At 70.8% G+C, this 24,136-nt stretch carries 23 protein-coding genes and 1 pseudogene; 12 read left to right on the forward strand and 12 right to left on the reverse strand.

The window, feature by feature from the left end; genetic code table 11:
* The first annotated feature begins 30 nt into the window (after nucleotides 1-30).
* Nucleotides 31-1,482 (forward strand): amidase, encoded by a 1,452-nt coding sequence (locus OG707_RS39175; RefSeq protein ID WP_329126696.1) that lies wholly within the window; start codon nucleotides 31-33, stop codon nucleotides 1,480-1,482.
* Between the two features lie 370 nt (nucleotides 1,483-1,852).
* Entirely contained in the window at nucleotides 1,853-2,920 is a 1,068-nt protein-coding gene (locus tag OG707_RS39180; RefSeq protein WP_329126698.1) for an ABC transporter ATP-binding protein, read from the forward strand.
* On the opposite strand, the gene OG707_RS39185 is transcribed toward OG707_RS39180, so the two are convergent.
* Both OG707_RS39185 and OG707_RS39190 read right to left on the reverse strand, forming a co-directional pair.
* Nucleotides 2,899-4,107 carry an amidohydrolase family protein gene (locus OG707_RS39185; protein WP_329126699.1) on the reverse strand — a complete coding sequence of 403 codons (1,209 nt, stop codon included), beginning with the start codon at nucleotides 4,105-4,107 and terminating at the stop codon, nucleotides 2,899-2,901. The two genes, OG707_RS39180 and OG707_RS39185, sit on opposite strands and share 22 nt — an antisense overlap.
* A gap of 45 nt (nucleotides 4,108-4,152) precedes the next feature.
* Nucleotides 4,153-5,634: a chlorohydrolase family protein gene (locus tag OG707_RS39190; RefSeq protein WP_329126701.1), complete on the reverse strand. Its 1,482-nt coding sequence runs from the start codon at nucleotides 5,632-5,634 to the stop codon at nucleotides 4,153-4,155.
* 193 nt (nucleotides 5,635-5,827) lie between these two features.
* Here OG707_RS39190 and OG707_RS39195 point away from each other — a divergent pair, with 193 nt between their 5' ends.
* Genes OG707_RS39195 through OG707_RS39215 form a run of 5 tightly spaced genes read left to right on the forward strand, consistent with a single transcriptional unit; the run spans nucleotide 5,828 to nucleotide 9,641 of the window.
* Nucleotides 5,828-6,481 carry a GntR family transcriptional regulator gene (locus OG707_RS39195; protein WP_329126703.1) on the forward strand — a complete coding sequence of 218 codons (654 nt, stop codon included), beginning with the start codon at nucleotides 5,828-5,830 and terminating at the stop codon, nucleotides 6,479-6,481.
* A complete protein-coding gene (locus OG707_RS39200) occupies nucleotides 6,478-7,281 on the forward strand; it encodes a class I SAM-dependent methyltransferase (protein WP_329126704.1) in 804 nt (267 codons plus the stop codon). Before OG707_RS39195 ends, OG707_RS39200 begins: the two co-directional genes overlap by 4 nt.
* Nucleotides 7,282-7,296: 15 nt before the next feature.
* Nucleotides 7,297-8,271, forward strand: coding sequence for an alpha/beta hydrolase (locus OG707_RS39205; RefSeq protein WP_329126706.1), 975 nt, complete (start codon nucleotides 7,297-7,299; stop codon nucleotides 8,269-8,271).
* A gap of 38 nt (nucleotides 8,272-8,309) precedes the next feature.
* Complete coding sequence (locus OG707_RS39210) at nucleotides 8,310-8,942, forward strand: TetR/AcrR family transcriptional regulator (RefSeq protein ID WP_329126708.1); 633 nt, start codon at nucleotides 8,310-8,312, stop codon at nucleotides 8,940-8,942.
* 33 nt (nucleotides 8,943-8,975) lie between these two features.
* The gene (locus OG707_RS39215) at nucleotides 8,976-9,641 is read left to right on the forward strand and encodes a class I SAM-dependent methyltransferase (RefSeq protein WP_329126709.1); all 666 of its coding nucleotides are present in this window, start codon (nucleotides 8,976-8,978) and stop codon (nucleotides 9,639-9,641) included.
* Here OG707_RS39215 and OG707_RS39220 read toward each other — a convergent pair.
* Entirely contained in the window at nucleotides 9,580-10,536 is a 957-nt protein-coding gene (locus tag OG707_RS39220; protein WP_329126711.1) for an oxygenase MpaB family protein, read from the reverse strand. The two genes, OG707_RS39215 and OG707_RS39220, sit on opposite strands and share 62 nt — an antisense overlap.
* A 169-nt stretch (nucleotides 10,537-10,705) precedes the next feature.
* On the reverse strand, nucleotides 10,706-13,495 hold the full coding sequence (locus OG707_RS39225) for an ATP-binding protein (protein ID WP_329126714.1): 2,790 nt from the start codon (nucleotides 13,493-13,495) through the stop codon (nucleotides 10,706-10,708).
* Nucleotides 13,496-13,631: 136 nt separating this feature from the next.
* Here OG707_RS39225 and OG707_RS39230 point away from each other — a divergent pair, with 136 nt between their 5' ends.
* Both OG707_RS39230 and OG707_RS39235 read left to right on the forward strand, forming a co-directional pair.
* Nucleotides 13,632-14,087 carry a pyridoxamine 5'-phosphate oxidase family protein gene (locus OG707_RS39230; protein WP_329126715.1) on the forward strand — a complete coding sequence of 152 codons (456 nt, stop codon included), beginning with the start codon at nucleotides 13,632-13,634 and terminating at the stop codon, nucleotides 14,085-14,087.
* A gap of 54 nt (nucleotides 14,088-14,141) precedes the next feature.
* Nucleotides 14,142-14,633: an iron chaperone gene (locus OG707_RS39235; RefSeq protein WP_329126717.1), complete on the forward strand. Its 492-nt coding sequence runs from the start codon at nucleotides 14,142-14,144 to the stop codon at nucleotides 14,631-14,633.
* On the opposite strand, the gene OG707_RS39240 is transcribed toward OG707_RS39235, so the two are convergent.
* Complete coding sequence (locus OG707_RS39240; RefSeq protein WP_329126719.1) at nucleotides 14,630-15,652, reverse strand: NAD-dependent epimerase/dehydratase family protein; 1,023 nt, start codon at nucleotides 15,650-15,652, stop codon at nucleotides 14,630-14,632. The two genes, OG707_RS39235 and OG707_RS39240, sit on opposite strands and share 4 nt — an antisense overlap.
* 105 nt (nucleotides 15,653-15,757) lie before the next feature.
* Here OG707_RS39240 and OG707_RS39245 point away from each other — a divergent pair, with 105 nt between their 5' ends.
* Nucleotides 15,758-16,321, forward strand: a complete 564-nt coding sequence (locus tag OG707_RS39245) for a TetR/AcrR family transcriptional regulator (protein WP_329126720.1) — start codon at nucleotides 15,758-15,760, stop codon at nucleotides 16,319-16,321.
* A 131-nt stretch (nucleotides 16,322-16,452) separates the two neighbouring features.
* Complete coding sequence (locus tag OG707_RS39250) at nucleotides 16,453-17,157, forward strand: hypothetical protein (RefSeq protein ID WP_329126721.1); 705 nt, start codon at nucleotides 16,453-16,455, stop codon at nucleotides 17,155-17,157.
* A gap of 50 nt (nucleotides 17,158-17,207) precedes the next feature.
* Here the strand turns inward: OG707_RS39250 and OG707_RS39255 are convergent, their stop codons facing one another.
* From OG707_RS39255 to OG707_RS39265, 3 genes are all read right to left on the reverse strand, one after another.
* Nucleotides 17,208-18,053: a hypothetical protein gene (locus OG707_RS39255; RefSeq protein WP_329126722.1), complete on the reverse strand. Its 846-nt coding sequence runs from the start codon at nucleotides 18,051-18,053 to the stop codon at nucleotides 17,208-17,210.
* A gap of 47 nt (nucleotides 18,054-18,100) precedes the next feature.
* Nucleotides 18,101-20,101: a SpoIIE family protein phosphatase gene (locus OG707_RS39260; protein ID WP_329126724.1), complete on the reverse strand. Its 2,001-nt coding sequence runs from the start codon at nucleotides 20,099-20,101 to the stop codon at nucleotides 18,101-18,103.
* 149 nt (nucleotides 20,102-20,250) lie between these two features.
* Nucleotides 20,251-21,123, reverse strand: a complete 873-nt coding sequence (locus tag OG707_RS39265) for an SDR family oxidoreductase (RefSeq protein ID WP_329126726.1) — start codon at nucleotides 21,121-21,123, stop codon at nucleotides 20,251-20,253.
* 91 nt (nucleotides 21,124-21,214) lie between these two features.
* On the opposite strand from OG707_RS39265, the gene OG707_RS39270 reads away from it, so the two are divergent.
* Nucleotides 21,215-21,934 carry a TetR/AcrR family transcriptional regulator gene (locus OG707_RS39270; protein ID WP_329126727.1) on the forward strand — a complete coding sequence of 240 codons (720 nt, stop codon included), beginning with the start codon at nucleotides 21,215-21,217 and terminating at the stop codon, nucleotides 21,932-21,934.
* 4 nt (nucleotides 21,935-21,938) lie between these two features.
* Here OG707_RS39270 and OG707_RS39275 read toward each other — a convergent pair whose 3' ends face one another.
* The 4 genes and pseudogenes from OG707_RS39275 to OG707_RS39290 all read right to left on the reverse strand — a co-directional run bounded on the left by OG707_RS39275 (nucleotide 21,939) and on the right by OG707_RS39290 (nucleotide 24,131).
* Nucleotides 21,939-22,688, reverse strand: a complete 750-nt coding sequence (locus OG707_RS39275; protein ID WP_329126728.1) for a polysaccharide deacetylase family protein — start codon at nucleotides 22,686-22,688, stop codon at nucleotides 21,939-21,941.
* 50 nt (nucleotides 22,689-22,738) lie between these two features.
* Nucleotides 22,739-23,212 (reverse strand): hypothetical protein, encoded by a 474-nt coding sequence (locus tag OG707_RS39280; protein ID WP_329126729.1) that lies wholly within the window; start codon nucleotides 23,210-23,212, stop codon nucleotides 22,739-22,741.
* The gene (locus OG707_RS39285; RefSeq protein WP_329126731.1) at nucleotides 23,209-23,391 is read right to left on the reverse strand and encodes a hypothetical protein; all 183 of its coding nucleotides are present in this window, start codon (nucleotides 23,389-23,391) and stop codon (nucleotides 23,209-23,211) included. The genes OG707_RS39280 and OG707_RS39285 overlap by 4 nt, the downstream gene beginning before the upstream one ends.
* A 51-nt stretch (nucleotides 23,392-23,442) precedes the next feature.
* A pseudogene (locus OG707_RS39290) lies at nucleotides 23,443-24,131 on the reverse strand (DJ-1/PfpI family protein).
* Nucleotides 24,132-24,136: the final 5 nt, after the last annotated feature.

The raw sequence follows: 24,136 nt of genomic DNA on the forward strand, positions 1-24,136 counted from the left end.
TACGAGATTCGACGACCGAGGAGCTGCCTGATGGACCAAGCCGCCCGAGACGAGATCTGCCGCCTTCCCGCCACCGAACTGGCCGCCAGGATCGGCACGTCCGAGATCTCTCCCGTCGAGGTCACCGACGCCGTACTGGAGCGGATGGCCGCCCTGGACGGCGCCCTCGGCGCCTACTGCACCCCCACGCCCGACCTCGCCCGTGCGCAGGCCCGCGCCGTCGCCGACCGGCTCGCCCGCGGCGAGGAGGTCGGCCCTCTCGCCGGTGTGCCGATCGGGGTGAAGGACCTCATCACCACCCAGGGCATCCGCACCACGTCAGGATCCCCGGCCTACGAGGACTTCGTACCGGACGAGGACGACATCGTGGTCGAACGGGCCGTCGCCGCCGGGGCGGTGGTCCTCGGCAAGACCAACGCCTCGGAGTTCGGCTACAGCGCGACCGGCCACAACCCGCTCTTCCCTGCCACCCGCAACCCGTGGAACACCGCTCTGACCCCTGGTGGTTCCAGCGCCGGTTCGGCCGCCGCGGTCGCGGCCGGACTCGGCCCCGTCGCGCTCGGATCCGACGGCGGCGGGTCGATCCGCGTGCCCGCCGCGCACAGCGGGCTCGTCGGCTTCAAGGCGTCCATGGGGCGGGTACCGGTGTGGCCGGGCTGCCGCGACGAGCGGTATCCGGGCGTCTCGGGCTGGGAGTCCCTGGAGCACCTCGGCCCGCTCACCCGCACGGTCGCCGACACCGCGCTGATGCTGTCGGTGCTGGCCGGACCCGACCCGCGCGACCGGCACTCCATCCCGTGCGGCGACGTCGACTGGGTCCTGGCGGCGCAGCCCGGGGACATCGCGGGCCTGCGCGTCGCCTACAGCGCGGACCTCGGCTATCTGCCCGTCCACCCCGAAGTGCGCCGCGTCGTGGGTGCTGCCGTACGCACCCTGGAGTCCGATCTCGGCTGCCACGTCGAGGCCGCAGACCCCGGCTGGAAGGACCCCGGCGAGGCGTTCGCCGCCCTCATCGCGGCCGAGACGGATCTGACGGGAATGCGTCGTCTGATCGGCATCCACGGGGAGCGCATGTCCCCGCACCTCGTCGAGATGATGCAACTCCCGTGGACCGCCGAGCAGTTCACGGACGCCAACATGGTCCGCAAGGCAGTCGTGAACCGTATGGCCCGCTTCATGGCGGACTACGACGTCCTCGTCACCCCCACCACCGCCGTGCCGCCGTTCCCCGTCGGCATCCAGGGGCCGACCGTGATCGACGGCCGCACCGTCGCCGACACGGCCTGGACGGGCTTCACCTTCCCGCAGAACCTCACCGGGCAGCCCGCGATCAGCGTCCCCGCCGGTTTCACCGTCGACGGGCTGCCGGTCGGCCTCCAGATCACCGGCCGGCACCTCGCCGATGCGCAGGTGCTGCGGGTCGCCGCGGCCTTCGAGCGGGCGGCGCCGTGGGCGGGGCACTGGCCGGCCGACCCCGTATAACCCAATCTGGTATACCAATCGCGAACTGGTAACGATCCTTCCGTTTGTGTGGGCGCCCAACGCTCCTATTTGTGCGGGAAATTAGGGCAAACACCTCCAGGTCGACGCCGGTGTCCAACTGGTGAAACCTTCATTCGGTATACCGTCCGACAGGTGCGACCCAACCGGGCGTCACTCCCGCCGTACCTGAAGGAGGTGTGGTCCCGTGCGTCACCTACCCGCTGTGCTCGCGGCGGCCGCATTGCTGACGTTCGCCACCGGATGCGGCTCGCTGTCGCCACCCGGTCCGTCCGGCCCTGCGCACCGCGTCCGGCACCCACCTGATCGCTTGCCACCACCCAGCGTCCCCCGCCTCCGAGGAGGAAGCCCGATGACCGGCACCGACACCGCAGCACCTGTCACCCCGGTCCTCGACGTACGAGACCTGAAGCGGCACTTCCCCTCGGCCGGCGGTTCGGTCCGCGCCGTGGACGGTGTCTCGCTGACGATCGGTCCCGGCGAGGTCGTGGGGCTTGTCGGCGAGTCCGGCAGCGGCAAGTCCACCGTGGGCCGCTGCGTGGTCCGCCTCGACCAGCCGACCGGCGGCGAGGTCGTGATCGACGGTACGGACGTGACGGCGCCCTCCGCCCGCGCGATGCGACCCCTGCGCAAGAAGGTCCACCTGGTCTTCCAGGACCCGTCGTCGTCGCTCAACCCGCGCATGACGATCCGTCAGATCATCGCGGAGCCCCTGCGGTTGCACGGTCTGGCCACCCGCGCCGAGGCCTCACGGCGCGTCGACGAGCTCCTCGGCCAGGTGGGGCTGCGCCCCGAGCTCGCGGACCGCAATCCGCACCAGCTCTCCGGCGGCCAGCGCCAGCGTGTCTCCATCGCGCGCGCCCTGTCCGTCGAGCCGGCCCTGCTCGTCGCGGACGAGCCGACGTCGGCGCTCGACGTCTCGGTGCAGTCCTCCGTGCTCAACCTGCTGGCCGACCTGCAGCGTGAGCGTGGCTTCGGCTGCCTGTTCATCACGCACGACCTGGCCGCCGTGGAGTACCTCGCCGACCGGATCGCCGTGATGTACCTGGGCCGCATCGTCGAACAGGCCCCGGCCCTGGAGCTGTTCGCCGACCCGAAGCACCCGTACACCCAGGCCCTGCTCTCCGCGGCACCAATACCGGACCCCGCCGAGCAGCACGGGCGCGGCCGGATCGTGCTCAGCGGCGACTTCCCGAGCCCGCTCGACCCGCCGCCGGGCTGCCACTTCCACACCAGGTGCCCACTCGCCACGGACCGCTGCCGTACGGAGGTGCCCGCGCTGCGTACGCTGCCGGCGGCCGAACCCGGCGGAGCTCCGCGCCAGGTCGCCTGCCACCGGGTCGCGGAGGACGGCACAGCGCCCGACGCGCACAGGGCCTTCAGCGTTGCGGGTGAGAGTCAGCCGACCAGCTGGAGCTGATCCGCGACGACGCGGCCCGCGTGGATGACCGTACGGTCGACCCCGCGGTCCATCACTGCCGAAGCGACCGTGTCGCCGTCCACCAGGACGAGGTCGGCGGCGTCGCCGACGTCCACGCTTGGACGGTCGGCGGTCGACGTCAGCCGCTGCAGCGACGGGTCGAGGATCGCGGCGCCACCGCGGCTCGCGACGGCCCAGCAGTGCTCGATCAGCTCGTCCGGGCGATAGCGGTTGGTGAACGCAAGCTGCCACGTGCGGTCGAGCATGTCGCCGTTGCCGTACGGCGACCAGTAGTCGCGCTGTCCGTCCTCGCCGAGACCCACGCGGACGCCCGCCCGGGTCAGGTCGGCGAGCGGCAGGGCGTTGGCCTGCTGGGACGGTGCGATGGTGGCCATCGACACGTCCAACTCGGCGAACTCCTCGATGAGCCTGCGCGTGGTGGCCTCGTTGACGGTGCCGAGCTCGTAGGCGTGCGACAGCGTCACCTTGCCCTGCATGCCCAGCGCACGGGTGCGCTCCAGGACGAGGTCGGTGCTGAACACCCCGAGATGGCCCGGCTCGTGCAGGTGGATGTCGACCGGAGCCTGGTGGCGCTCCGCGAGCGCGAAGACGATGTCGAGATGCCGGACCGGGTCGCGGTCGAGGGTGCAGGGGTCGATCCCGCCGACGACCGCAGCACCGGAGGCGAGCGCCTGGTCCATCAGCTCGGGGACGCCCTTCTCCAGCAGCAGCCCGGCCTGCGGGAACGCGATGATCTCGACGTCCGCACGGTCCTTGTGGGCCTCCTTGGCGGCCAGGACGCCCTCGAAGCGCTCGAGGCCCGAGTCCGCGTCGATCTGCGCGTAGCTGCGCACCCGCGTGGTGCCGCGCTCGATCATGCGGCCCAGCAGGGAGGTGGTGCGCTCGGCGACCGGCGGGTCCTCGCGCCAGTGCTCGCGGTCGTTCATCGTCAGCCCCCACACACCCGGCTTGCCGGTGTGCGGGCGGAAGGGCAGACCGATGCGGTTGGAGTCCAGGTGGCAGTGGACGTCCGAGAAGGACGGCATGGCGAGACGGCCGCGGCCCTCGACCACGGTGCCCTCGTAGGCGCGCGACGGGTCGTGCGGCTGTACGGAGGCGATGTTGCCGTCCTGCACCTCGATGTCGGAGGCCTGTCCTCCCCAGGGGCGGACGTTCCTGATGAGCATGAGTGGTGGCTCCTTGTGCTGGGTGTCGTTACGATGCCGCGGCCGCTATGTCGGCGGCAGCGGGTCGGCCAGGAAGTCCGGGAAGGTGGGCGGGAAGAGCTCGGTGGCAGTACGGCCGCGAACATCCCTCTCGCTGTATGCCGCTCGCATCTTGTCGAACAGCGACTGGGCCCTGCGGCGCAGATTCTCCGTGTCGATGCCGGGCAGCCGACCGTCGACGAGCACGGGCCGGCCGTCGACCACGGAGTGGGTGGCCAGGCGGGCGCTGCCGTTGAGCAGGAGGGTCCGTACGGGGTCGTCCTGCACGCCGTCGCGGATGTCGTCCAGGCGGAACGCGACGAGGTCGGCGCGGGCGCCAGGGGCGAGACGCCCCAGGTCGTCGCGGCCCAGCGCGCGGGCGCCGCCCAGGGTGGCGGCCTCGACGTACGCCTCGGCGGGAGCCGCGTCGGCGCGTCCGTCGACGACCTTGGCGAGGTGCACGCCGGTGTCCATGCCGCGGATCAGGTCGGGCGGGAAGGAGTCGGTGCCCAGGCAGAGGTTGATGCCGGCGCGGCGGTAGGCCCCGAAGGAGTGGAGCACGTCGCCGTACCGCAGCGAGGTCTGCGGGCAGTGCACGACGGACACCCCGGCGCCGGCGAGGACGGCCAGGTCGCCGCGGTCCTCGCCTTGCACGGACGGGTGACGGTCGACGACCAGGCCGTGCGGTACGAGAAGCCGGGTCTCCAACAGGCCGGTGCGCTCCACGAGTTGGAGCGGGGTGCAGTCGTGGAGGCGGCGTACGAGATCGCGTTCGAGGGAGCCCTGGAGGCAGTGGAGGCGGACCGGCACGTCGCGGCGCAGGGCGAGCTCGGCGGTGGCGCGCAGCAGCTCGGGGGTGAGGGTCTCGATGCGGCACGGCAGGAGAGCCCCGTGGACCAAGGGGTCGCCGAGTTGCTCGACGTGGTCGAGGAAGCGCTCGGCGTCCCGCAGCCCGGCGCGCCCCCGCTCCTCGTCGAAGGCGACGTCCCGGCGCCCGTCGGGGTGCACGACGTTCACCCCGGAGCGGTAGCTGGGACCGAGATAGCCGCGCAGCCCGATCCGCCGGGAGGACTCGGCCATGTCGGCCAGCTCGTCGAACGTCTCGGCCCAGGAGCTGTGGACCTCGGAGGCGATCGGCATATAGGTGGTGATGCCGTGCAGAGCCAGCTGCACCAGTGCGTAGGTACGGATCGTCGACCGCTCGGCCGGGGAGAAGACGTCGCGGCTGCGGTCGGCGTACGCGCGCGACCACTGGAGCCCGGGGGCACGGTCCGGCGAGGCCCATGAGTCGAGTACGAGATGGTCGATGTCGGCCAGCGCGTCGAGATCTACGAGGCCCGGCATGACGAGGCTGTCGCCGAGGTCGATGTCCTCGTCGAGGGGTCCGCTCCAGCCGCGGCCCACATGGACGAGCGTGTCGTCCTCCCAGACGACCTCGCCCCCGCGCAGGAGTGCATGACGCCCGCCCTGGTGGGCGAGGACGTGGGCGGCACGCCAGCGGGTGCGCACGATGGATCTCCTCGCGGTCGGTTGCCGCGACCCTAGCATTTGGCATACCAATCTATGGGCTGGGCTCCTGCTGAATGGCCATGGAGGCGACTCCGCAGGTCAACCGGTATACCAATACATGCGCCTCGATCGAGCACTCTGTGCCGGGCGGGGGATGGGGAGCGCGACGTGCGCGCGATGTGAGAATGGCGGGATGACAGGTTCAGAGGACTTCACACCCGAGTCGGATCGGGTCACGCGTACCCTGCGCGATCAGATCATCGAGGGGACCCGGGCGCCCGGCAGCAAGCTGGTGGAGCGTGAACTCGCCGCCGAGCTGGGCGTCAGCCGGCTGCCCGTACGGGATGCTCTGCGGGACCTGGTCAACGAGGGCCTGGTGACACCTCGGCCGCGCACCTGGGCAGTGGTCCGCGAGTTCTCCACCTCCGACATCGCCGACCTCATCGAGGTCCGCTCCGCGCTGGAGATCCTCTCCTTCCGCCTCGCCGCGCAGCGCCGTACCAGGGCAGGCCTGGCCGACCTCCGAGCCGACCTCGACGCCGAGCTGGAGGCCGCCGCGGCCGGGGACGGCGTGGCAGCGCGGCGGGCCGCGGCCGACTTCCACGAGACCGTCACGGAACTGGCCGACAACGCGCTGCTCAGCGAGCTCGAGGGGACGCTCCGCAGCCGGATGCGCTGGCTGCTGGGGCAGCACGACGCATTCGACGTCGTCGCCGGGGAGCACGAAGAGCTGTACCGGGGGATCGAGGCGCGGGACGTGGAGCGCGTGGAGGAGCTGGCGCTGCAGCACCTGGTGACCAGCCGCAGCGTGGCCGCGGCCCGCCGCGGACAGGCGGCCCAGACATGACCGAGCACGGCAGCGACCACGGGTACCTGCTCGACAACCAGCAGTCGGAGGCGGGCATCCGATTCGGCGCGCTGGCCGAGCTGTTCGATCCGGTGACCTTCCGGCACATCGACCGGATCGGGATCACCCAGGGGATGCGGTGCTGGGAGGTCGGCGCCGGCGGTCCTTCCGTACCCGAGGGCCTTGCCGAACGAGTCGGCCCCGCCGGCCGGGTGCTCTGCACCGACATCGACGTGTCCTGGGCGCAGGGCGCTGCCTCCGACGTCGTCGAGGTCCTGCGCCATGACGTCGCGGCCGATCCTCCGCCGCCGGGCGGATTCGACCTGGTGCACGCCCGGCTGGTGCTGGTGCATGTCGTCGACCGCGCCGAGGCGCTGCGCCGCATGGTCCAGGCGCTGCGACCCGGTGGCGTACTGCTGCTGGAGGATGCGGATCCCGGTCTGCAGCCGCTGCTGTGCCCGGACGAGTCGGGCCCCGAGCAGCGGCTGGCCAACCGGCTCAGGTCGGGGTTCCGGGAGCTCATGGCGGAACGCGGCGCCGACCTCTCGTACGGCAGGACGCTGCCCCGGCTGCTGCGCGAAGCGGGACTTCACGATGTGCGGGCGGACGCCTACTTCCCGATCACCTCACCGGCCTGCACCGTTCTCGAGGCGGCGACCGTCCGGCAGATCCGCGGCCGGCTCGTGGCGGCGGGGATCGCGACCGACGAGGACATCGACCGCCACTTGGCGAACGTCGTCACCGGACAACTCGATCTGGCGACGGCCCCGATGATCTCCGCCTGGGGACGCCGTACCTGAGGTTGACTGCACCGCATGAACTCTGTGCCCCCGTTCGATCCCGAACTGCGTCTGGCGCTCGACGCTTTGGGGGACGTAGCGAGAGGTCCTCTCACCCTGGAGAACCTCGCGGCCCGGCAGGAGCAGGACGCCGCGACCCGTTCCAGGCCGACGGTCCATGACCTGCGGGCCGAGGGCCGCTTCGAGGTGGAGGAACTCCGTGTGCCGGCCGCGGCGGGCGGACACGATGTCACGCTCGTGAGCGCACGGCCCGCCGGGGCCACCGGGCAGCTGCCCCTGCTGTACTACATGCACGGCGGCGGCATGGTCATGGGCAACGCCTGGTCCGTACTGCCGAAAGCGCTCCGGGAGTGGGCGCTCCCACTGGAGTTGGCCGTCATCTCGGTCGAGTACCGGCTTGCACCGCAGGCCCGGTACCCGGGGCCGGTGGACGACTGTTACGCCGGACTCGTCTGGGCCGCCGAGCACGCATCCGCACTCGGCATCGACGCGGATCGCATCGTCATCGGCGGGAAGAGCGCCGGGGGCGGACTCGCCGCGGCGCTCGCCCTGCTCACCCGCGACCGGGGAGGGCCCACGCCGATCGGGCAACTGCTCCTGTGCCCCATGCTCGACGACCGCAGCAACACCCTCTCCAGCCACCAGATGTCCGGCGTCGACACCTGGGACCGGACCTCCAACACCACTGCCTGGCAGGCGCTGCTCGGCGACGAGTACGGCGCCACGAGCCTGTCGCCGTACGCCGCTCCCGCCCGCGCCGCGGACCTCTCCGGACTGCCTCCGGCCTACGTCGACGTCGGGTCGGCCGAGACGCTCAGGGACGAGTCCGTGGCGTACGCCCACGCGATCTGGCAGGCCGGAGGCCAGGCCGAACTGCACGTATGGCCAGGGGCGTTCCACGGCTTCGACACCCTCGCACCGGGTGCCGCTCTCAGCCGGGATGCCCGTGACACCCGCACCCGCTGGCTGAGGCGCATCCTCCCGACCTGACTATGGTGGGAGGGGGACTGTTCGGACGGGGAGGGCTCATGGCGGCACCGAGTACCAGTGAGGCGCTGCTCGCCGGAGCGCTCACCGATCTCCCGCCGTCCGACGCGCTGAGCGAGCAGATACTCGACGCGGCCCGCGAGCAGTTCATGACGTTCGGCCTGCGCCGCTCGACCGTCGACGACGTCGCCAAGCGCGCCCGGGTCTCACGGGTCACCGTCTACCGCCGGATCGGCAACAAGGACAGCCTCGTCCAGGCCTGTCTGCTCCGGGAGTACCGCCGCTTCGTCGTGGACGTGGACGCCGCGGTCGCCGCTCTGCCGACCGTCGAGGACCGCCTCGTCGAGGGTTTCGTCGCCGTCCTGCGACACGTGCGTGAACATCCCCTGGTGGGCGGACTGCTCCGGCTCGAACCGGAGACCATGCTTCCCTTCCTCACCCTGGAGAGCGGGCCCGCCTTCCTCGCCATGCGCAGTTATCTGACGGACCGGCTGCGCGAGGCGCGCCTGGCCGAGGGGAGGCCGGCGAGCGACCCGACGCCGGTCGCCGAACTGATGGTTCGGATCACCGTCTCCTTCCTCCTCAACCCCGTGAGCTGCTTCGCGCTCGACGACGAGACGGAGGTACGGGCCTTCGCGCGCCGGTACTTGCTGCCGCTGCTCGCCGAGGCTTGACCTTGCCCTGGGGGCACGTCCCACGGTGAAGCCATGAACACCGCATCAGCTCAGGAACAGCTCCTGTCCGAACAGCGTGCCTACTACAGTGCGCTCGCCCCCGACTATCTCGACCAGCTCCTCGACTTGCCCGGCGGCGCCGAGACGACCGAGGCGCTCGACGCGTTCCGGCCGTCGGGCAGCGTCCTGGAACTCGCCTGCGGTCCCGGCACCTGGACCCCTCAACTACTGCGCCACGCCCACGAGGTGACCGCCGTCGACGTTTCCCCGGAGATGCTCGCGAGCGCAGCGCGCCGCGTTCCCGATCGCGCCCCGGTGAGGTTCGTCGAGGCCGACCTCTTCGTCTGGGAACCCGATCGCCGTTACGACGTCGTCTTCATGGGGTGCTGGCTGTCGCACGTGCCGGCCGGACGCTTCGCATCCTTCTGGTCGCTCGTGGCCGCCGCGCTCGCGCCGCACGGGCGCGTGTTCTTCGTCGACGACCACTACCGAACGCCGGAGGAGCTGGTCGAGGGCCCGGCATCGTCCACCATCCAGCGGCGCATCCCTGACGGGAGGGCCTATCGGATCGTCAAAGTCCCTTATGAGCCGGTGGAGTTGGAGGGGCAACTCCGCGAGCTCGGCTGGGACATCACGGTCACGCCGACGGCCGGCCCGTTCTTCTGGGGTGCCGGACACCGGACAGGGGAGTGTCCCTAGGCGTCGGCTCGGCGGCTGCGGCGACCTCGTCGGGCAGCGGTTCCAGCGGGCGCTCCCGTGCCCAGTGCGGCCCGAGGTCGTCGAGCCGCCAGCCGAACGGATAGGAGCGCGGCTTCGGACGCGAAGGCAGCCATCCCGGCCGCGCCGGCAGCAGGCGCAGCACCCGGGCCCTGGCCCGCAGCGCACCCGCGGCGGCCGACCGGGCCCAGCGCGGCTGTGCCCGGAAACCCAGGGCGCGCAGTAACTGCTCGTCCAGAAGCGCGAGCGTGACACGCGCGGCCAGCGGTCGGAACGGGCGCGGGTACCAACTCGCCATGGTGCGGAACGTCGCGTTCGCGACCCGGCGGTTCGCCGGGTCGTAGGCGAACATCCGCTCCTCGTAGGAGTCGAGGAACTCCTCGAAGCCGCGGTACGTGTCGGGCGCTCCCTGGATGTCCATCATCGCCGCCATCTTCTGCCCGACCCGGGTCAGCGCCTCGATCTCCTGGGCGCACAGCGGACGCCAGCCGAACCGGTCGATCCAGCGCTTCGGGCCCACGACCGTGGTGGCGAGGACATAGAGGAAGTCCTCGTTGGCGATGCGGTACTTGGCGTGGATCCGGTTGAGATGGCGGGCCGCGGCGCGACCTCGTTCCGAGTCGAAGCCGTCCGCGGCCATCTCGTACCCGATCAGAACGGTATCGTCGTACCGCTTCTGACCGGACCGCTCGAACTCCTGGGTGCGGTCGAGGAGTACGGAAATCCGGGGGACGCCGAAGTCGCGGAGGAAGGCGACGCTGACGCCCTGGCGGTAGTCCCAGGGGAACTCGTACTGCGAGATGAGCCGGAGGATCTCGGCGTAGTCGCGCGCGGGATCCATCGCGCGGATCGCATGAAGGCGGCTGTAACGGCCCATGGACCGAACTCCTTTGTCCAGCAAGGGATATGACGGATCGTCGGATCTGGAGAGTCAAAGTTACAAAGACTATTGACTTGTTTCACCGAGGCGTCAACACCGCTGCCCGCACGCGGTTCGGGCTACTTGTGCTCGCCGGGCTCGGCCGGTCCGGTGGAACCTTGGACGCTCATTGAAGGCCGGGTACGAGACCCAGCTCGGCAAGCGTCGTCCTGCCCGCGGCGGCATGGGCGTTCCCCGCGAGAAGAAGCGTTCGCGCCGACTGGTACGGGCAGCCAGCCGCGTCGAAAGCCGCACCGGCGGCGAGCTGCCCCGACGGGTCGCCGTCGAGCAGCGCCTGCGCCCGGTTCAACTGGGCGGTGGCGACCGGGTTGCCCGCCACCAGAATCCGTCCCGCACCGACCCGCTCCCGGGCCTCCGGGTGCCCGGCGAGTACCGAAGCCTCCGCCCGGACCGCCACGTACCAGTGCAGCCAGATCCAGGAGACCCACTTCCACACCTCGTCCGGCGCCGGCGCGACCCGCTCCAGGGCCGCGTCCGGATCGCCGTGGTGGAGCAGGACCATGGCGTCGAAGACCGCACCGTAACCATGACGGTGCTCCGCCTCGGTGCCCGCGCGCCCGACCACCGCGAGCCACTCCGCCCGGGCGCCGTGGTCACCGCGCAGACCGTGGATCATCGCAACCGATGCCGCTGCCGGTCCGAGGGAGAACGAGCGCTGACGGCCGCTCCGTTGCCAAGCGTCGAGGAAACGCACGCTGCCGGTGCGTACGTCGTCGCCGCGGCCCGCGAAGGCGTCCGCGATCAGGAGCCAGGACGTCGCGTGGTGGCCCACCTCGGCGAACAGCGGATGGTCGGCGAGCTCCCTTCCCCACCGGCGGGCCTGCGCCAACTCGCCCGTGCCCAGGGCTGTTCCGGCGGCCATGGCGAGCGCATCCATCCGCTCGTGGGTGCTTGCCGGGCCCGGCGGGACCGGAGCCAGGATCTCGATCCGCCGCCGGGCGGCAGCGGCCGCGCCGAAGGACTCGCCGGCCCAGGTACGAGCGCCGGAGAGTGCGTCGAGGGCGGCGGACTCGGCGATCGGATCGCCCACCAGCCGGGCCAGCTCGACGGCCCGCTCCGAGCAACCGACGGTCTCCTGAACGGAGTTGTGCGCATCCCCCTGCACCGCACCGAACGCGTCGTGCAGCACCGCGGCTTCGGCCAGCGCGACAGCCGCCTCGGCGGCCGGGTCACCGTCGCGGGACAGCTCGCGGGCAGTCGCGAGTACGGCGGTCACCTCACCGGCGGTGGGGACCACAGCGAACTCACTGGAGAAACGGTACGCGACAGTGGCGGCAGCCGCCAGATCGCGACCGGCACCCGCGGTGTCACCGGCCCCGAGCGCGGCATCGGCGGCGGCCCGGTGCAGACGGAACATGTCGTCGCCGAGCCTGCGACACCCGGCCACCCCGGCGGCCTCCCGCAGCGCCGCGGCAGCCGCGTCGCCGGCGAGCGCGGCCGCCTGCTCGAACCGCTGCTGGGACTCGCCCAGCAGATTGCGGCTGAAGGCCAACCCGGCCATGGACAGCGCGAGTCGGCACGCCTCCGCGCGCCGCTCCGGCCGGTCGGCGGCCCACGCGAGGGCGGACCGGAGCTCCTCGGCCACCGCGTCGAACCGCGCGCGCCAGTCCGTGTCGGCGACCCCCGAGAGAGTGGCCGCACCCTCGAGGCACCACACCAGGTGTCGAGAGCGGACATCCGTGAGCTCCCCCGTCGCGGCGAGTTGTTCCGTTCCGTACTGGCGGATCGTCTCCAGCGCCCGGTACCGCGTGCCGGACGCGGACGGCGTCGCGGCGAGCAGACTCTGCTCGGCAAGCCTGCCCAGCCCGTCGGTGACCACGGTGGGATCCAGCGGGGCGTCCCCCGCCACAACAGCGGCCGCCTCGGCGGTGAACGGCATGACGAACACCGATATCCGCCGCAGCAGTGCCCGGTCCTGCGGCTCCAGCAGGTCATGACTCCAGTCCAGCGCCGCCCGCACCGACCGGTGGCGGTCGTCCGCGCGGGGACCGCCGGCGAGGATCCGCAACGGGTCGGAGAGGCCGGCCGTCAGACCGTCCAGGCCGAGCGTGGGCCAGCGCGCCGCCGCCAGTTCGATGGCGAGGGCCATGCCGTCGAGCCGTGCGCAGACGGCGGCGATCTGTTCACGAGCCGCAGGTTCCGGTGGCCGGCCGACCGCCGCCGCCCGCTCCATGAACAGGGTGACGGCCTCCGACTCGCCACCGTCGGCCCAGGACAGCGCAGGAACCGGGTAGACCCACTCGAAGGGCACCATCATCCGGGCGCGGCTCGTCGCGAGCACCCGCAGCTGCGGGCAGGACACCAACAGCCGTTCCAGAAAAGGCGCCACCCCGTCACGTACCTGCTCGCAGTTGTCCAGCACCAGCAGCGCCCGCCGGTCCGCCAGCGCGGTCAGCACCGCCTCGTCGACACTGCGCCCGGGCGGCTCGCCCACCCCCACGGCGGCCGCGACCGCCGCCCCCACCCGCCCCGGATCGGTCACGGGGGCCAGGTCGACGAACCACACGCCGTCGGCGAAATTGCCCGCCACCTCGGCCGCCACCGCCAGCGCGAGCCGGGTCTTGCCCACACCGCCCGGACCGACCGCGGTCACCTGCCGGTGGACCTTCACCGCCTCGGCCAGCTCCGCGCGCTCCTGCATCCGGCCGATGAAGGCCGTCAGCGGTGCCGGCAGGGCGGGTGCGGGGCGGGACTGCTCGGCCCGGGCGAGTTCGGCCGCGTACCGCGAGAGCGCACGCCGGTCCGGCACCTCCAACTTCCGCAACAGCGCGGAGACATGGGACTCGACCGTGCGTACGGAGATGAACAGCCGAGCGGAGATCTCCGCGTTGCTGAGGTGCTCCCCGAGGAGGGTGAGCACGTCGGTCTCCCGGGCTGAGATCACTGGAGTGGGCACCGAGCCATTATCCGTGGAGCTCTCCGTGGTCACCACGGAGGCGTACCCCACCGGTGCCGAGAGAGGCTGTGAGCACACCGAGCGGGACCGGCAGAGCACAGCGCACCGGTCGCCGCCCCAGACCGCAGGAGTCAGCATGACGAACGCCGCCCCCCGCCCCCTCGCCCAGCGTCGTCGCGACACCGAGCACCGGCTCAGCCACGACGTTGACGTCTGGGTGGCCACGGCTTCGGAGGACGGGACGCCCTATCTCGTGCCGCTGTCCTTCGACTGGGACGACGAGGCGCTGCTGGTGGCCACCCCCACGAACAGCCCGACCGGCAAGAACCTGGCAGCCTCCCGGACCGTCCGGGTGGCGCTCGGTGAGACCCGCGACGTGTCCATGATCGAGGGCGATGTCGACGTCATCGAGATCGACGGCCTTCCGCAGGAACAGGGCGACCGGTTCGCCGCGCGCACCGGCTTCGACCCGCGCACACTGACCACCTCCTACCGGTGGTTCCGCATCTCCCCGCGCCGCATCCAGGCCTGGCGCGAGGCCGACGAGCTGTCGGGACGCGAGCTCCTGCGCGAGGGCCACTGGCTCGGCTGACCGCCCCGTCCGTCCACCCGTACGACCTTCCAACTTCCGCAAGGAGAAACTGTCATGACGAACACTCAGCAGCCCGCACGGAGCACCACCACGGCCGGCAACAAGTTCGACGGCTTCACGGCCGAAGAGCGCCAGGCGATGAAGGATCACGCCCAGGAGCTGAAGACGACCGCACGCCGCAAGCCGCAGACGGCCAAGGCGGACGCGGAGAAGGACGTCCTCGCGAAGATCGCCGAGATGGGCGACGCGGACCGTGTTCTGGCCGAGGGAATCCACAGGATCGTCCGGTCGGCCGCCCCGGACCTCGCTCCGAAGCTCTGGTACGGGATGCCCGCGTACGCCAGGGACGGCAAGGTCGTCTGCTTCTTCCAGAGCGCACAGAAGTTCAAGACCCGGTACGCCACGCTCGGCTTCAGCGACCAGGCGGCCCTCGACGACGGCGACATGTGGCCCACCGTCTATGCCCTGACGGAGCTGAACGCCGCCACCGAGGCACGGATCGGGGACCTCGTGCGGAAGGCGATCGGCCGAGTGGCGCCGGCCTAGAGAGCGCCGTGGGCCAGGAGGCTCCGCGCACAGTCCAGGACGGTCTCCCGGGCCGGGCGGGACTGCCAGCCCAGAACCCGGCGGGCCTTGTCCGTGCTGTGGCGGTTGCGCCGGCCCAGCGCGGGGGTGATCTCGCGCAACGAGGGGTCACGGAATCGCGCCAGCAGCTTCACCACGAGGTCCGGCACCCGCCGGGTGGAGACGCGCCGGCCCTCGTCCCCGAGACCTTCCCGAAGGATCTGCGCCATCTGCGACATCCAGGTGAACTCTCCCGTGGCGAGGAAGCGTTGACCTGCGGCATCGGGGGAGGTCATCGCCCGGATGTGGACATCGGCCAGGTCGCGTACGTCCACGATCTCCAGCCCGATACGCGGCACGCCGCGCATCTCGCCCGAGATCATCCGCCCCACGATGCCGACGGAGCCGATGTTGCCCGTCGTGAGGACGGGGCCGAACACGGCGCCGGGGAGCACCGTGGTCAGTTCGGTGGTGCCCCGATGGCCGGCCATGAAGTCCCAGGCGGCCCGCTCGGCGAGCGTCTTGGAGCGGCGGTAGGGGCTCAGGGTGGGGTCCTGGGGATCGGTCCACAGGGTTTCGTCGGTGACGCCTTCCGTGGCGTAGGAGGAAGGGCTGGCGGTATTGGCCGCCGAGGTCATCACCACGCGCTTGACGCCTGCGGTGGTCGCGGCGCGCAGCACCCGAAGGGAGCCGTCGCGCGCCGCGGCGGCCATCGCCTCCGGGTCGCCCGATGCCGAGAGGCCGAGCGGGGAGGCGACGTGCAGGACGTGGTCGACACCCTTGACGGCAGCGTCCCACCCCTCGTCCGCGGTGAGGTCCGCGACGGCGAAACTCAGCCGTCCGGCGGGGGCGACGGCGGTCGACACGGCGTCGGTGACGGCCTGTTCCTTGTCGCGGCCGCGCACGGTGGTACGCACGTCGTAGCCGCTTCGCAGCAGCTCGACGATGCACCAGCCTGCGATGTATCCGCTGCCGCCGGTGACCAGAACCGTTTCCGGCATGGCTATCCTCCAGATGTGCGAAGATTAAACGGAAGCCCTTCCGCTTATCCTTCGAACGTAACGGAAGCCCTTCCGCTTTGCAATTCACGCCGAACGGATCCACCCGTGAACCAGCCGCCGCAACGAGCGACCCGCGCCGACGCCCGTACCAACCAGGCGCGAATCCTGGCCGCGGCGAGCGAGGCGTTCGCCGAGTCGTCCAGCGCCTCCATGACCTCGATCGCCAAGCGGGCCGGAGTCGGGGTGGGCACGCTGTACCGGCACTTCCCCGCCAGGGAGGCGCTCGTCGTCGCGCTCTACCACCAGGAGATCCAGAAGGTCATCGACCTCGCGCACGCTCTGGCTTCCTCGCTGCCTCCGCTCGAAGCCCTGCGCCGCTGGTTCGACGAGGTCGCCCGCTACGGGCTGTTCAAGTACGGCGCGGCCGAAGTCATCCATGCGGCCACGAACGGCGGCCTCGACGACAAGAACTACGAGCCCTTTCTCGGTGCGATCGGCGCACTCCTCGACGCCGGTGCGGCCGAGGGGAGCCTCAAGCCGGCGATCGACCCGGAGGACGTGCTTCTGCAGCTCAGCGTGTTGTGGCGCATTCCGCCGGGCCCCGGCAGCGAGGAACGCGCCGCACGAATCCTTGATCTGGTGATCGACGGTTTGCGCACTCGCGCATGACGCTTTCGATCGTCTTGGGTCAAGACGATCAATCCAGTCGTAATGATTGATCGCATTGAACGCCCCCTGCTACAACATGCGTACTCGCTCAAGCCCCACCTTCGAGAGAGGTGCGTATGTCGCGTTCCCCCTTGCGTGCGTCAATCTGCGTGACCGCGGTCGCCGCCGCAGCCGTGGCCTGGGCCGCCGCGCCGGCCCAGGCATCCGTCATCTGGGACGCCGACGCGTCCCAGGGGACCGGCGTCTTCGTCACGGCGCTCTGTGATTCCCCGGGAAGTGTCACCGTCGGGAACTGGAACGACGGACACGGCGACTTCTTCAAGTTCAACAAGCCCGTGGGAGTGGCACGTTGTGAGGCGCACAGCGTCCGCACCGGCTCCGGCGAGTACGCGTTCAAGGACTCCGCCACCTACTGGTTCGGCTGGGACTCGATGACCAAGACGGGCGACGCCCAGACGGTCTTCCAGTGGAAGTCGAACGGTACGAACGACCAGAACAGCCAGAACTACCCCGTCCTGATGAAGGTCGAGGACGACCAGCTCAAGGCCTGGTACGTGGCCCCCGGCGAGCAGTGGATCTCCATCGGTACCACCCCGTGGACGGCGGGCGCCTGGCACTCGATCCAACTGGGCATCACGACGGACGCCTCCGGTCAGGGAACCCTCTCGGTGTACAAGGACGGCTCCGAGTTCGCGTCACGCACCCAGGCGCGGACCTGGGACGACCTCGGCAACAAGCCTCGCTGGGGCACGTACTGGGGCACCGACACCAGTACCGCATCCATCAACTGGGTCGCGGGCCTCACGATGGGCACCAGCCGGGCAGACGTCGACTGAGCACCAGGTGACCGAGGCGGGGCCCGGCGCCGACGGCGCCGGGCCCGACCTCACCGGTGACCCGGGGTCGAGATCAGGTGGAGCATCGTGTCATGGGAGCCGAAGCCCCATTCGTCGAGCCGCCAGACGCCCTCGCCGGTCGACGGCGAGAGGCATACGACGTGGCGCGCGCCCATACGGTGCAGGGTGTTGAGGATCCCGGTCCCCAGGAGCCTGAAGTCTCCGACGCTGTGCTGCAGTCCGTGGAGATGCCAGCGCAGGATGGTGCCGCGGTCTTCTTCGGAGGCGGAGATCACCGCTTCGCCCACGTACCGGTCCTCGCGGGTCCGGTACGAGACCGACCAGCCCGGCATGTCGGCACACCACGTCACCCGCCCGACGCGAAGGGACGAGACGACGGTGTGTTCAAGACGGCGGTACCAGTAGGGCGTACGACCGGCCACGCGAAACCCCGCTCTCAGCAGTGCGCGCACGGTGCCTTGCTCACTGTTGACCGGCACGCCCCCCGGAACCTGCCATCCACGCCCTGCTGGAAACGCCTCCACCGGGCAGTTGGCGGGGAACCGGTCACGCGTCCACCGCAACAGTTCCGGCAACGGATCGGGCGACCCTTGCGCCTGCAGTGCGAGGATGGCGGGCCTTCCGCCCGTTGCCGCGGGAAGCGCGTAGACGACCGCGGCGGTCAGCCCTCTGCCCGCTGTCGCCACCGCGACGTTGAGGCCGGCCAGATGGCGCGGCGGGCATCCCGCGAGGAGGCTCCTCAAGGCGCCTGGTCCCAGTGCCGGCTGGCCGGGCAGCAGGCGCTGGTTGATCAGTGCGCTCAACGGCTCGGCGTCTTCCAGCTCCGCGGGTCGAATGAGCTGCTGACCGACGAAGTCACGGGTGTTGCTCGACACGTGGCGGCCTCCGCTTCCGGGCCGGACCACGGTGGAGCCGGCACCACTCACGCTGGCAGGGAGGCCGTGGCGCCCGCTACAGAGGTTTCCCCTGTACGGAGGGCGATCATGGCGGAATCGTCCCGGCGGTCGGAGAGGCACTGAAGGCTGCGGAGCAACTCGGGCAGTTCTTCGGACCGGTGGCGGGCGGCCGCCCGGAGCAGGCGCCGCTGACCGTCGTCCAGGGGAGCCGTGGCGGTCTCGATGAGGCCGTCGGTGTAGAGCAGGACGGTGTCGCCCGGTTCCAGAACGCGGGTGTGGCTCGTGCGTACGACGTCCGGGACAACGCAGAGCGGCGGGTCTTCCCCCGAACCGGTCAGAAAGGCCGGGGCGCCCTGCGCGGGGAGAAGCAGGGGCGGCGGGTGTCCGGCGTTGGACCAGGTCAGATGCCAGCGGCCGTCCGGCTGTCGACGCAGCTGCGCGTGGATGGCCGTGGTGAACGGCGTGACGTCGAGTCCCTCGGCGACGTCGTCCAGCGTCGAAAGGACCGTCGATGGCGGGCAGTCGGGCCCCATGCTCCAGGCGAACCCGCGGAGCATGCTGCGCATTTGCCCCATGGCGGTGGCGGCCCGGAGGTCGTGGCCGGCGACGTCGCCGATCCCCAGGACCAGGGTTCCGTCGGGATGGACGAGGGCGTCGTACCAGTCGCCGCCGATCTCATTGGCCGAACGGGCGGGTTCGTACCCGGCGGCGATGCTCGCGCCGGGTACCTCGGGCGGTTGTGTGAGGTGGGCGCGTTGAAGGCCGAGTGCCGTACGGCGGGCCTGCTGGAGGTCGAGCGCCTTGCGGATCGGCCGCTGGGCGCGATGCAGGATTTCGCGCAGGAGCGCGATGTCGGTCGCCGCAGGTTCGGGGGTGTCTCCGTTGGTGCTGGTGGCGGCGTAGCCGAGGACGATGTCGTCGACGACGAGCGGAATGAGCGTCAGGCTCGTGGCGCCCGCGGCGATGAGCCACCGTTCGGTGACCGCCGGGACCAGACCCGGGGGCACCGGGCCGCCCGCCGGTAGGGAGAACGTCTGCGGAGTGCGGCGTTCCAGTACGGCGCGCACGGTGTCGGTGACGTTGACCTGCTGGTTCAGCAGGGCGGGCGGGGCGGGAAGGCCCGGACGGGTCGCGGATGCGACGCGCCTGGCCGTGACCTCGGCGTTCTCGGGCAGGGGCCATTCCTCGTGGGAGAGCAGCAGGATCAGGCATGCGTCGGTGAGTTCGGGGACGACCACGTTCACCACTGCGGCGAACGCCTCGTCCAGGCTCCCGCCCGAGGCCTCCGCCACCTGTGCGAGCAGGCGTTCCCGCAGATGCACACCCCAGGTGTCCTCGACGTCGGCGGTGGCGACGATCCATTCGTCGACCCGGCCGTTGCGCAGGATGGGCACGCACCGCATGTCCATGTGCCGGTACGCCCCGTCGGCGGCGAGGATCCGGAACTCGCCCTGGACGACGTTCGAAGGGTCCGGCAGCGCAGCCGAGTGCCACAGGGCGCGCAGACCCTCCCGGTCGCGCGGGTGGATGTACGCGTACCAGTCCTCGTCCGCCCTCCCGTGCCAGGCTGCTCCGGTCAACTGCTCCCAGCCCGGGACGACTTCCTCGGCGGAGCCGTCCGTGTGCATCACCCACACCATCTGGGAGACGGCGGACACCAGCGCCTCGTAGCGCTGGAGCGCGCGGGTCTCCGTGGTGGTGTCCATGGTGACGACGAGGACACCGGTTCCCTCGGGGATGTCGACGGGGGTGCAGGAGTAGACGAAGTAGAGGGCCTGTTCGGGGGCGCCCGGGTCGGGCTCGCGGGTGTCGGTGAGCTGGCAGGCCCGGCCGGTGGCCCGTACTTCGTCCAGTACGGTCAGGAACTCCGCGGCTGCCGCTTCGGCGAACGCCTCGCGCGCCGGAAGGCCTACGGGCCGGGGCCCGAGCATGCGGGCGTACGCGGCATTGACGTAGATCAGCGTGTGATCCGGCCCGGCGAAGAGCGCGACCGCTGTGATCGTCTCGTCGAACAGCTTCGGGTCCAACGTCCGTACGGGATTCACCGAATACTCGCCGCGACCGCGGTGGGCATGCGCGTACCACTCATCACATCAACGCCGTTCACCTCCTCATCTTCTCCGTCAGGGGCGTTGGCTCCGCCGCGCCACGCTGGCTGCCGCGAGGCGGGCCGGACTCAGTGCCCGTCGGCGGCGGACAAGTGCTCGCTCAGGACGCTCTGCAGCGAGACGGGCTCACGCCCGAGCAGGGTGGCCAGTGTCGGGTCGACGGTGGCGAATTCCCCGCCGCGTGCTGCGGCGAAGATGCCGAGCAGCTGGTCTGCCGACTCGGCGGGGACGCTGTGGCCCGTCAGCTGCTGTCGGAACTCTTCGTCGGACGCGGTGATCCGCTTGACCGCTCGGCCGGTGAGGGCGGTGGTGATGTCGGCGATGTCGTCGAAGGTGAGCGCCTGCGATGCGGTGAGCGGGGGAGTGGGGCCGTCGAGGCGGCCTTCGTCGGCCAGGATCGCGGCCGTCGCCTCGGCGAGGTCGGCGTGGGCGGTCCAGGCGACCGGCCCGTCCGCGGGGAGGGCGACCTCCCCCGATTCCGCGGCACGGCCGAGGAACTGCAGCGCGCTGCTGGCGTAGAAACCATTGCGCAGCGAGGTGTACGGCACGCCGCTGGCATCCAGCGCCGCCTCGGTGGCGGCGTGGTCGCGGCAGGCCTGGAAGTGCGAGGTGGCGTCGGCGCCCATCTGGCTGGTGTAGAGGATGCGGCGGGCGCCCGCCGCGACGGCGGCGTCGATCGCGGTGCGGTGCAGTCGTACGACCTCGTCGCCCATTTTGTCGGCGGAGATGACGAGCACCTGGGAGGCGCCCTCGAAGGCGTACGCCAGGCCGGCGGGGTCGGTGAAGCTGCCCTGCCGTACCCGTACGCCCTGGTCGGCGAGTGTCTGCGCCTTCTTCGGGTCGCGGACGCTGACGCCTATCCGGTCTGCGGAGACGCGGGTCAGCAGCTGGTCGACGATCTGGCGTCCGAGCTGTCCGGTGGCTCCGGTCACGATGATCATGGTGCATCTCCGATGCGTTGTTATCAATGGAATCGCATATATAGTATCACCGATATTAACGACGGAATCGTTTGGGCTGTATCGTTGATACATGCCATCGAGTTCACGTTCCGGAGACGCCGCCGCCGAAGAGCCCCGGCAGCGGGTCATCGAAGCCGCGGCCGACCTGTTGGCGCGCGAGGGCCGCGACGCGGTCACGACCCGCGCGGTCGCGGTTGCCGCCGGTCTGCAGCCGCCGGCCATCTACCGGTTGTTCGGCGACAAGGACGGGCTGCTCGAAGCGGTGGCCGAGTACGGCTTCGTCACGTTCCTCGCGGCCAAGAAGGTCGACCCCGACCCGAAGGACCCCATCGAGGACCTCCGGGCCGGCTGGGACCTGGCCGTGGAGTTCGGTCTGTCCCATCCCGCGCTCTACACGCTGATGTACAGCGAGCCCAGCAGCACCACGACGGCCGCGTACCGGGCCGGCATGGAGGTCCTGATGGGCCGCCTCCGGCGCCTCGCGGCCGGCGGCTGGCTGCGCGTCGACGAGGAACTCGCGGCGGCGATCATCCACGCCACGGCGCGCGGTGCCGTGCTCACCTGGCTGTCCCTGCCGGAGGACCGGCGCGATCCGGCCCTGTTGAGCACTCTTCGCGAGTCGATGGTCACCGCTGTCACCCATGAGGAGCCCGCCGTGCAGGACGCCGGACCGGCCGGTGCCGCGCGCGCCCTGCGCGCCGCGCTGCCGGAGCAGACGATCCTCAGCAACGGGGAGCAGCATCTGCTCAGGGAGTGGCTCGACCGCCTCGCCCACGACGATGCGCGCTGACGGTTCAGTGCTGCGGGAAGCCGAATCCGTAACCCTGCTGCTTCATCCAGGGCAGGAGCTGTTCCAGGGCTGCGAGGGTCTGGGACCGGTCGCCACCACCGTCATGGAAGAGAACGGTGGGACTCGAGGAGCTCACCTCGTCCTCGACCGTCTTCACTATGGCCGCGACGCCGGGCCTCGTGTAGTCCTTGCTGTCGGCATTCCAGCCCAGCGGGCGCAGGCCGTGGTCGGCTGCGACGTGCCGGTTGTACGGGTCGAACGCGCCGCCCGGAGCGCGGAAGTAGAGGGGTGCGGTGCCGCCGGATGCATCCTCGATCATCTTCTGCGCATCGGATATCTCCGCTGACTGATAGCCCTCGGACTTCTTGTCCATGCTCTCGTCGTGGTGCACGGTGTGGTCGCACAGCCGGTGGCCCTCGGCGACGACCTGCTTCACCAGGTCGGGATGGGCTTTGGCCTGCGGGCCGATCATGCAGAAGGTCGCCTGTATGCGGTTCTGCTTCAGGAGGGCGAGTATCTGTGGCGTCCACTCAGGACTCGGGCCGTCGTCGAACGTCAGGTTGAGGCTCTTGCCCGGTCGCTCCGAGGCGTGCGCGATGGTCGCGTCCACCGCGGCAGTGGTGTCGGACGGGCGGGGCGCGTGGGCGTGCGGTTTCGTACCGCCGTGTCCGCACGCGGCCACACCCGCGGTCGCCAGGGCCAGGGCGCCTGCCGCCAGGCACCGCTTCCTTTGATGTCCCTCGAACTTACGCATCCCCCCAGGCTTACATCGACGGGCGAACGGCTTCGAGGGCCATAGGTCCCTTATGTCAGGGTGGTGGAACCGGGCCGGATGATCATCAGGACGGTGACCGTCGCCCACAGCAGGTTGAAGACACCGGTCAGTATGGCGAGACGGCCGGGCGTACGGAAACCGGGCCCGAGCCGCGGACCGGGCGTATCCGCGTCGGCGAGCGCGCTCTCCTGGGCCGGAAGGATCAGCAGGATCAGGACGCCGGCGGCAGCAGCGGTCAGCGCGATCGAGGCGATGAGCCACCCGCTCCCGAGGACGCCGAGGCTTCTGGCCGTGGCGAACCCGAAGAGGGGGACAGCGATGCCGACGGCTGCGTACACACGGCAGATGCGGTGCAGCAGGCGCAGCGTCGTGAAGTCCGGGGGGCCGCTCCGGTCGCCGTCGAGATGACGCAGTTCTCTGGGGAACATGCTCGCGGCGACGCTCACCGGACCGATGGCCAGCACAGCGGCCAGGACGTGCAGGGAGAGGAGGAGTTTCGTCACGGTCGGCCTCCGGTGACCACTCGGTCGGTGCGGCGCCGGCCGGTGACCTTGGACGCGGGAAGGTGTCCGGCCTTGGAAGTGCCGGTCAGGGCTCCGTCCCGGTGCGCGAGGTCGACGACCGCCCTGATCTTGCCGATGGGGGTGGAGATGGACAGGTCCCAAGTGCCTTCAACAGACATGGAGTTGCGGATTCCTCACGGTGCGGTACGAGCGGGGGAGCGGTGGGTGATTCACAGGGCGGCGGGCGCCGGGCCCTGGTTGCGCCACACCGTGCCCCGGCGTTCGTGAGCGAACAGTTCCTCGACGGCACGGGCGATCTGCGGTCCCACTTCGCGTTCCAGCAGGTAGAGGCCGAGGTCGAGCCCGGACGTGACGCCGGCACCGGTGACGAGGTCGCCGTCGTCGACGACGCGGGCGCTCACCGCGTGGACGCCGGTGGCATCGAGCATGTCCAGACCCAGGTGGTGGGTGGTGGCGTACCGCCCCTCCAGGAGCCCGGCCATGGCCAGTACGAGCGAGCCGCCGCAGACCGCGGCCACCGTCACCTCGGGGTTGTCCATCGCGGACTTCAGCAGCGTGGGCAGCTCGGTGGTCAGTGTGCGGCCCAGCAGTACGGGGATGAACTCGTCCTGTTGCCACGCGCCGTCGCCCGCGTCGTGGTCGGGGACCTCGCCGGGTCCCCGACGCGGCCCGAGGCGCCGGGCACCAGGACCAGTCCCGCGCGCGTCGGGTCCAGCGTTCCCGTGGCGCGCAGCGCCAGGCCCCCGGTGCCACTGACCACTTCGCGCGGTCCTTCGGCGGAGACCAGTTCCACGCTCACCGCACCTCCTGAGGCGGTGCCGCCGGCGTACAGCACCTCGTAGGGGGCGATGACATCGAGCGGATCGGCGCCGTCGAACAGGACAATCTGGGCGTGCATGGGCG

The organism is Streptomyces sp. NBC_01465 (assembly GCF_036227325.1).
Lineage (GTDB): Bacteria > Actinomycetota > Actinomycetes > Streptomycetales > Streptomycetaceae > Streptomyces.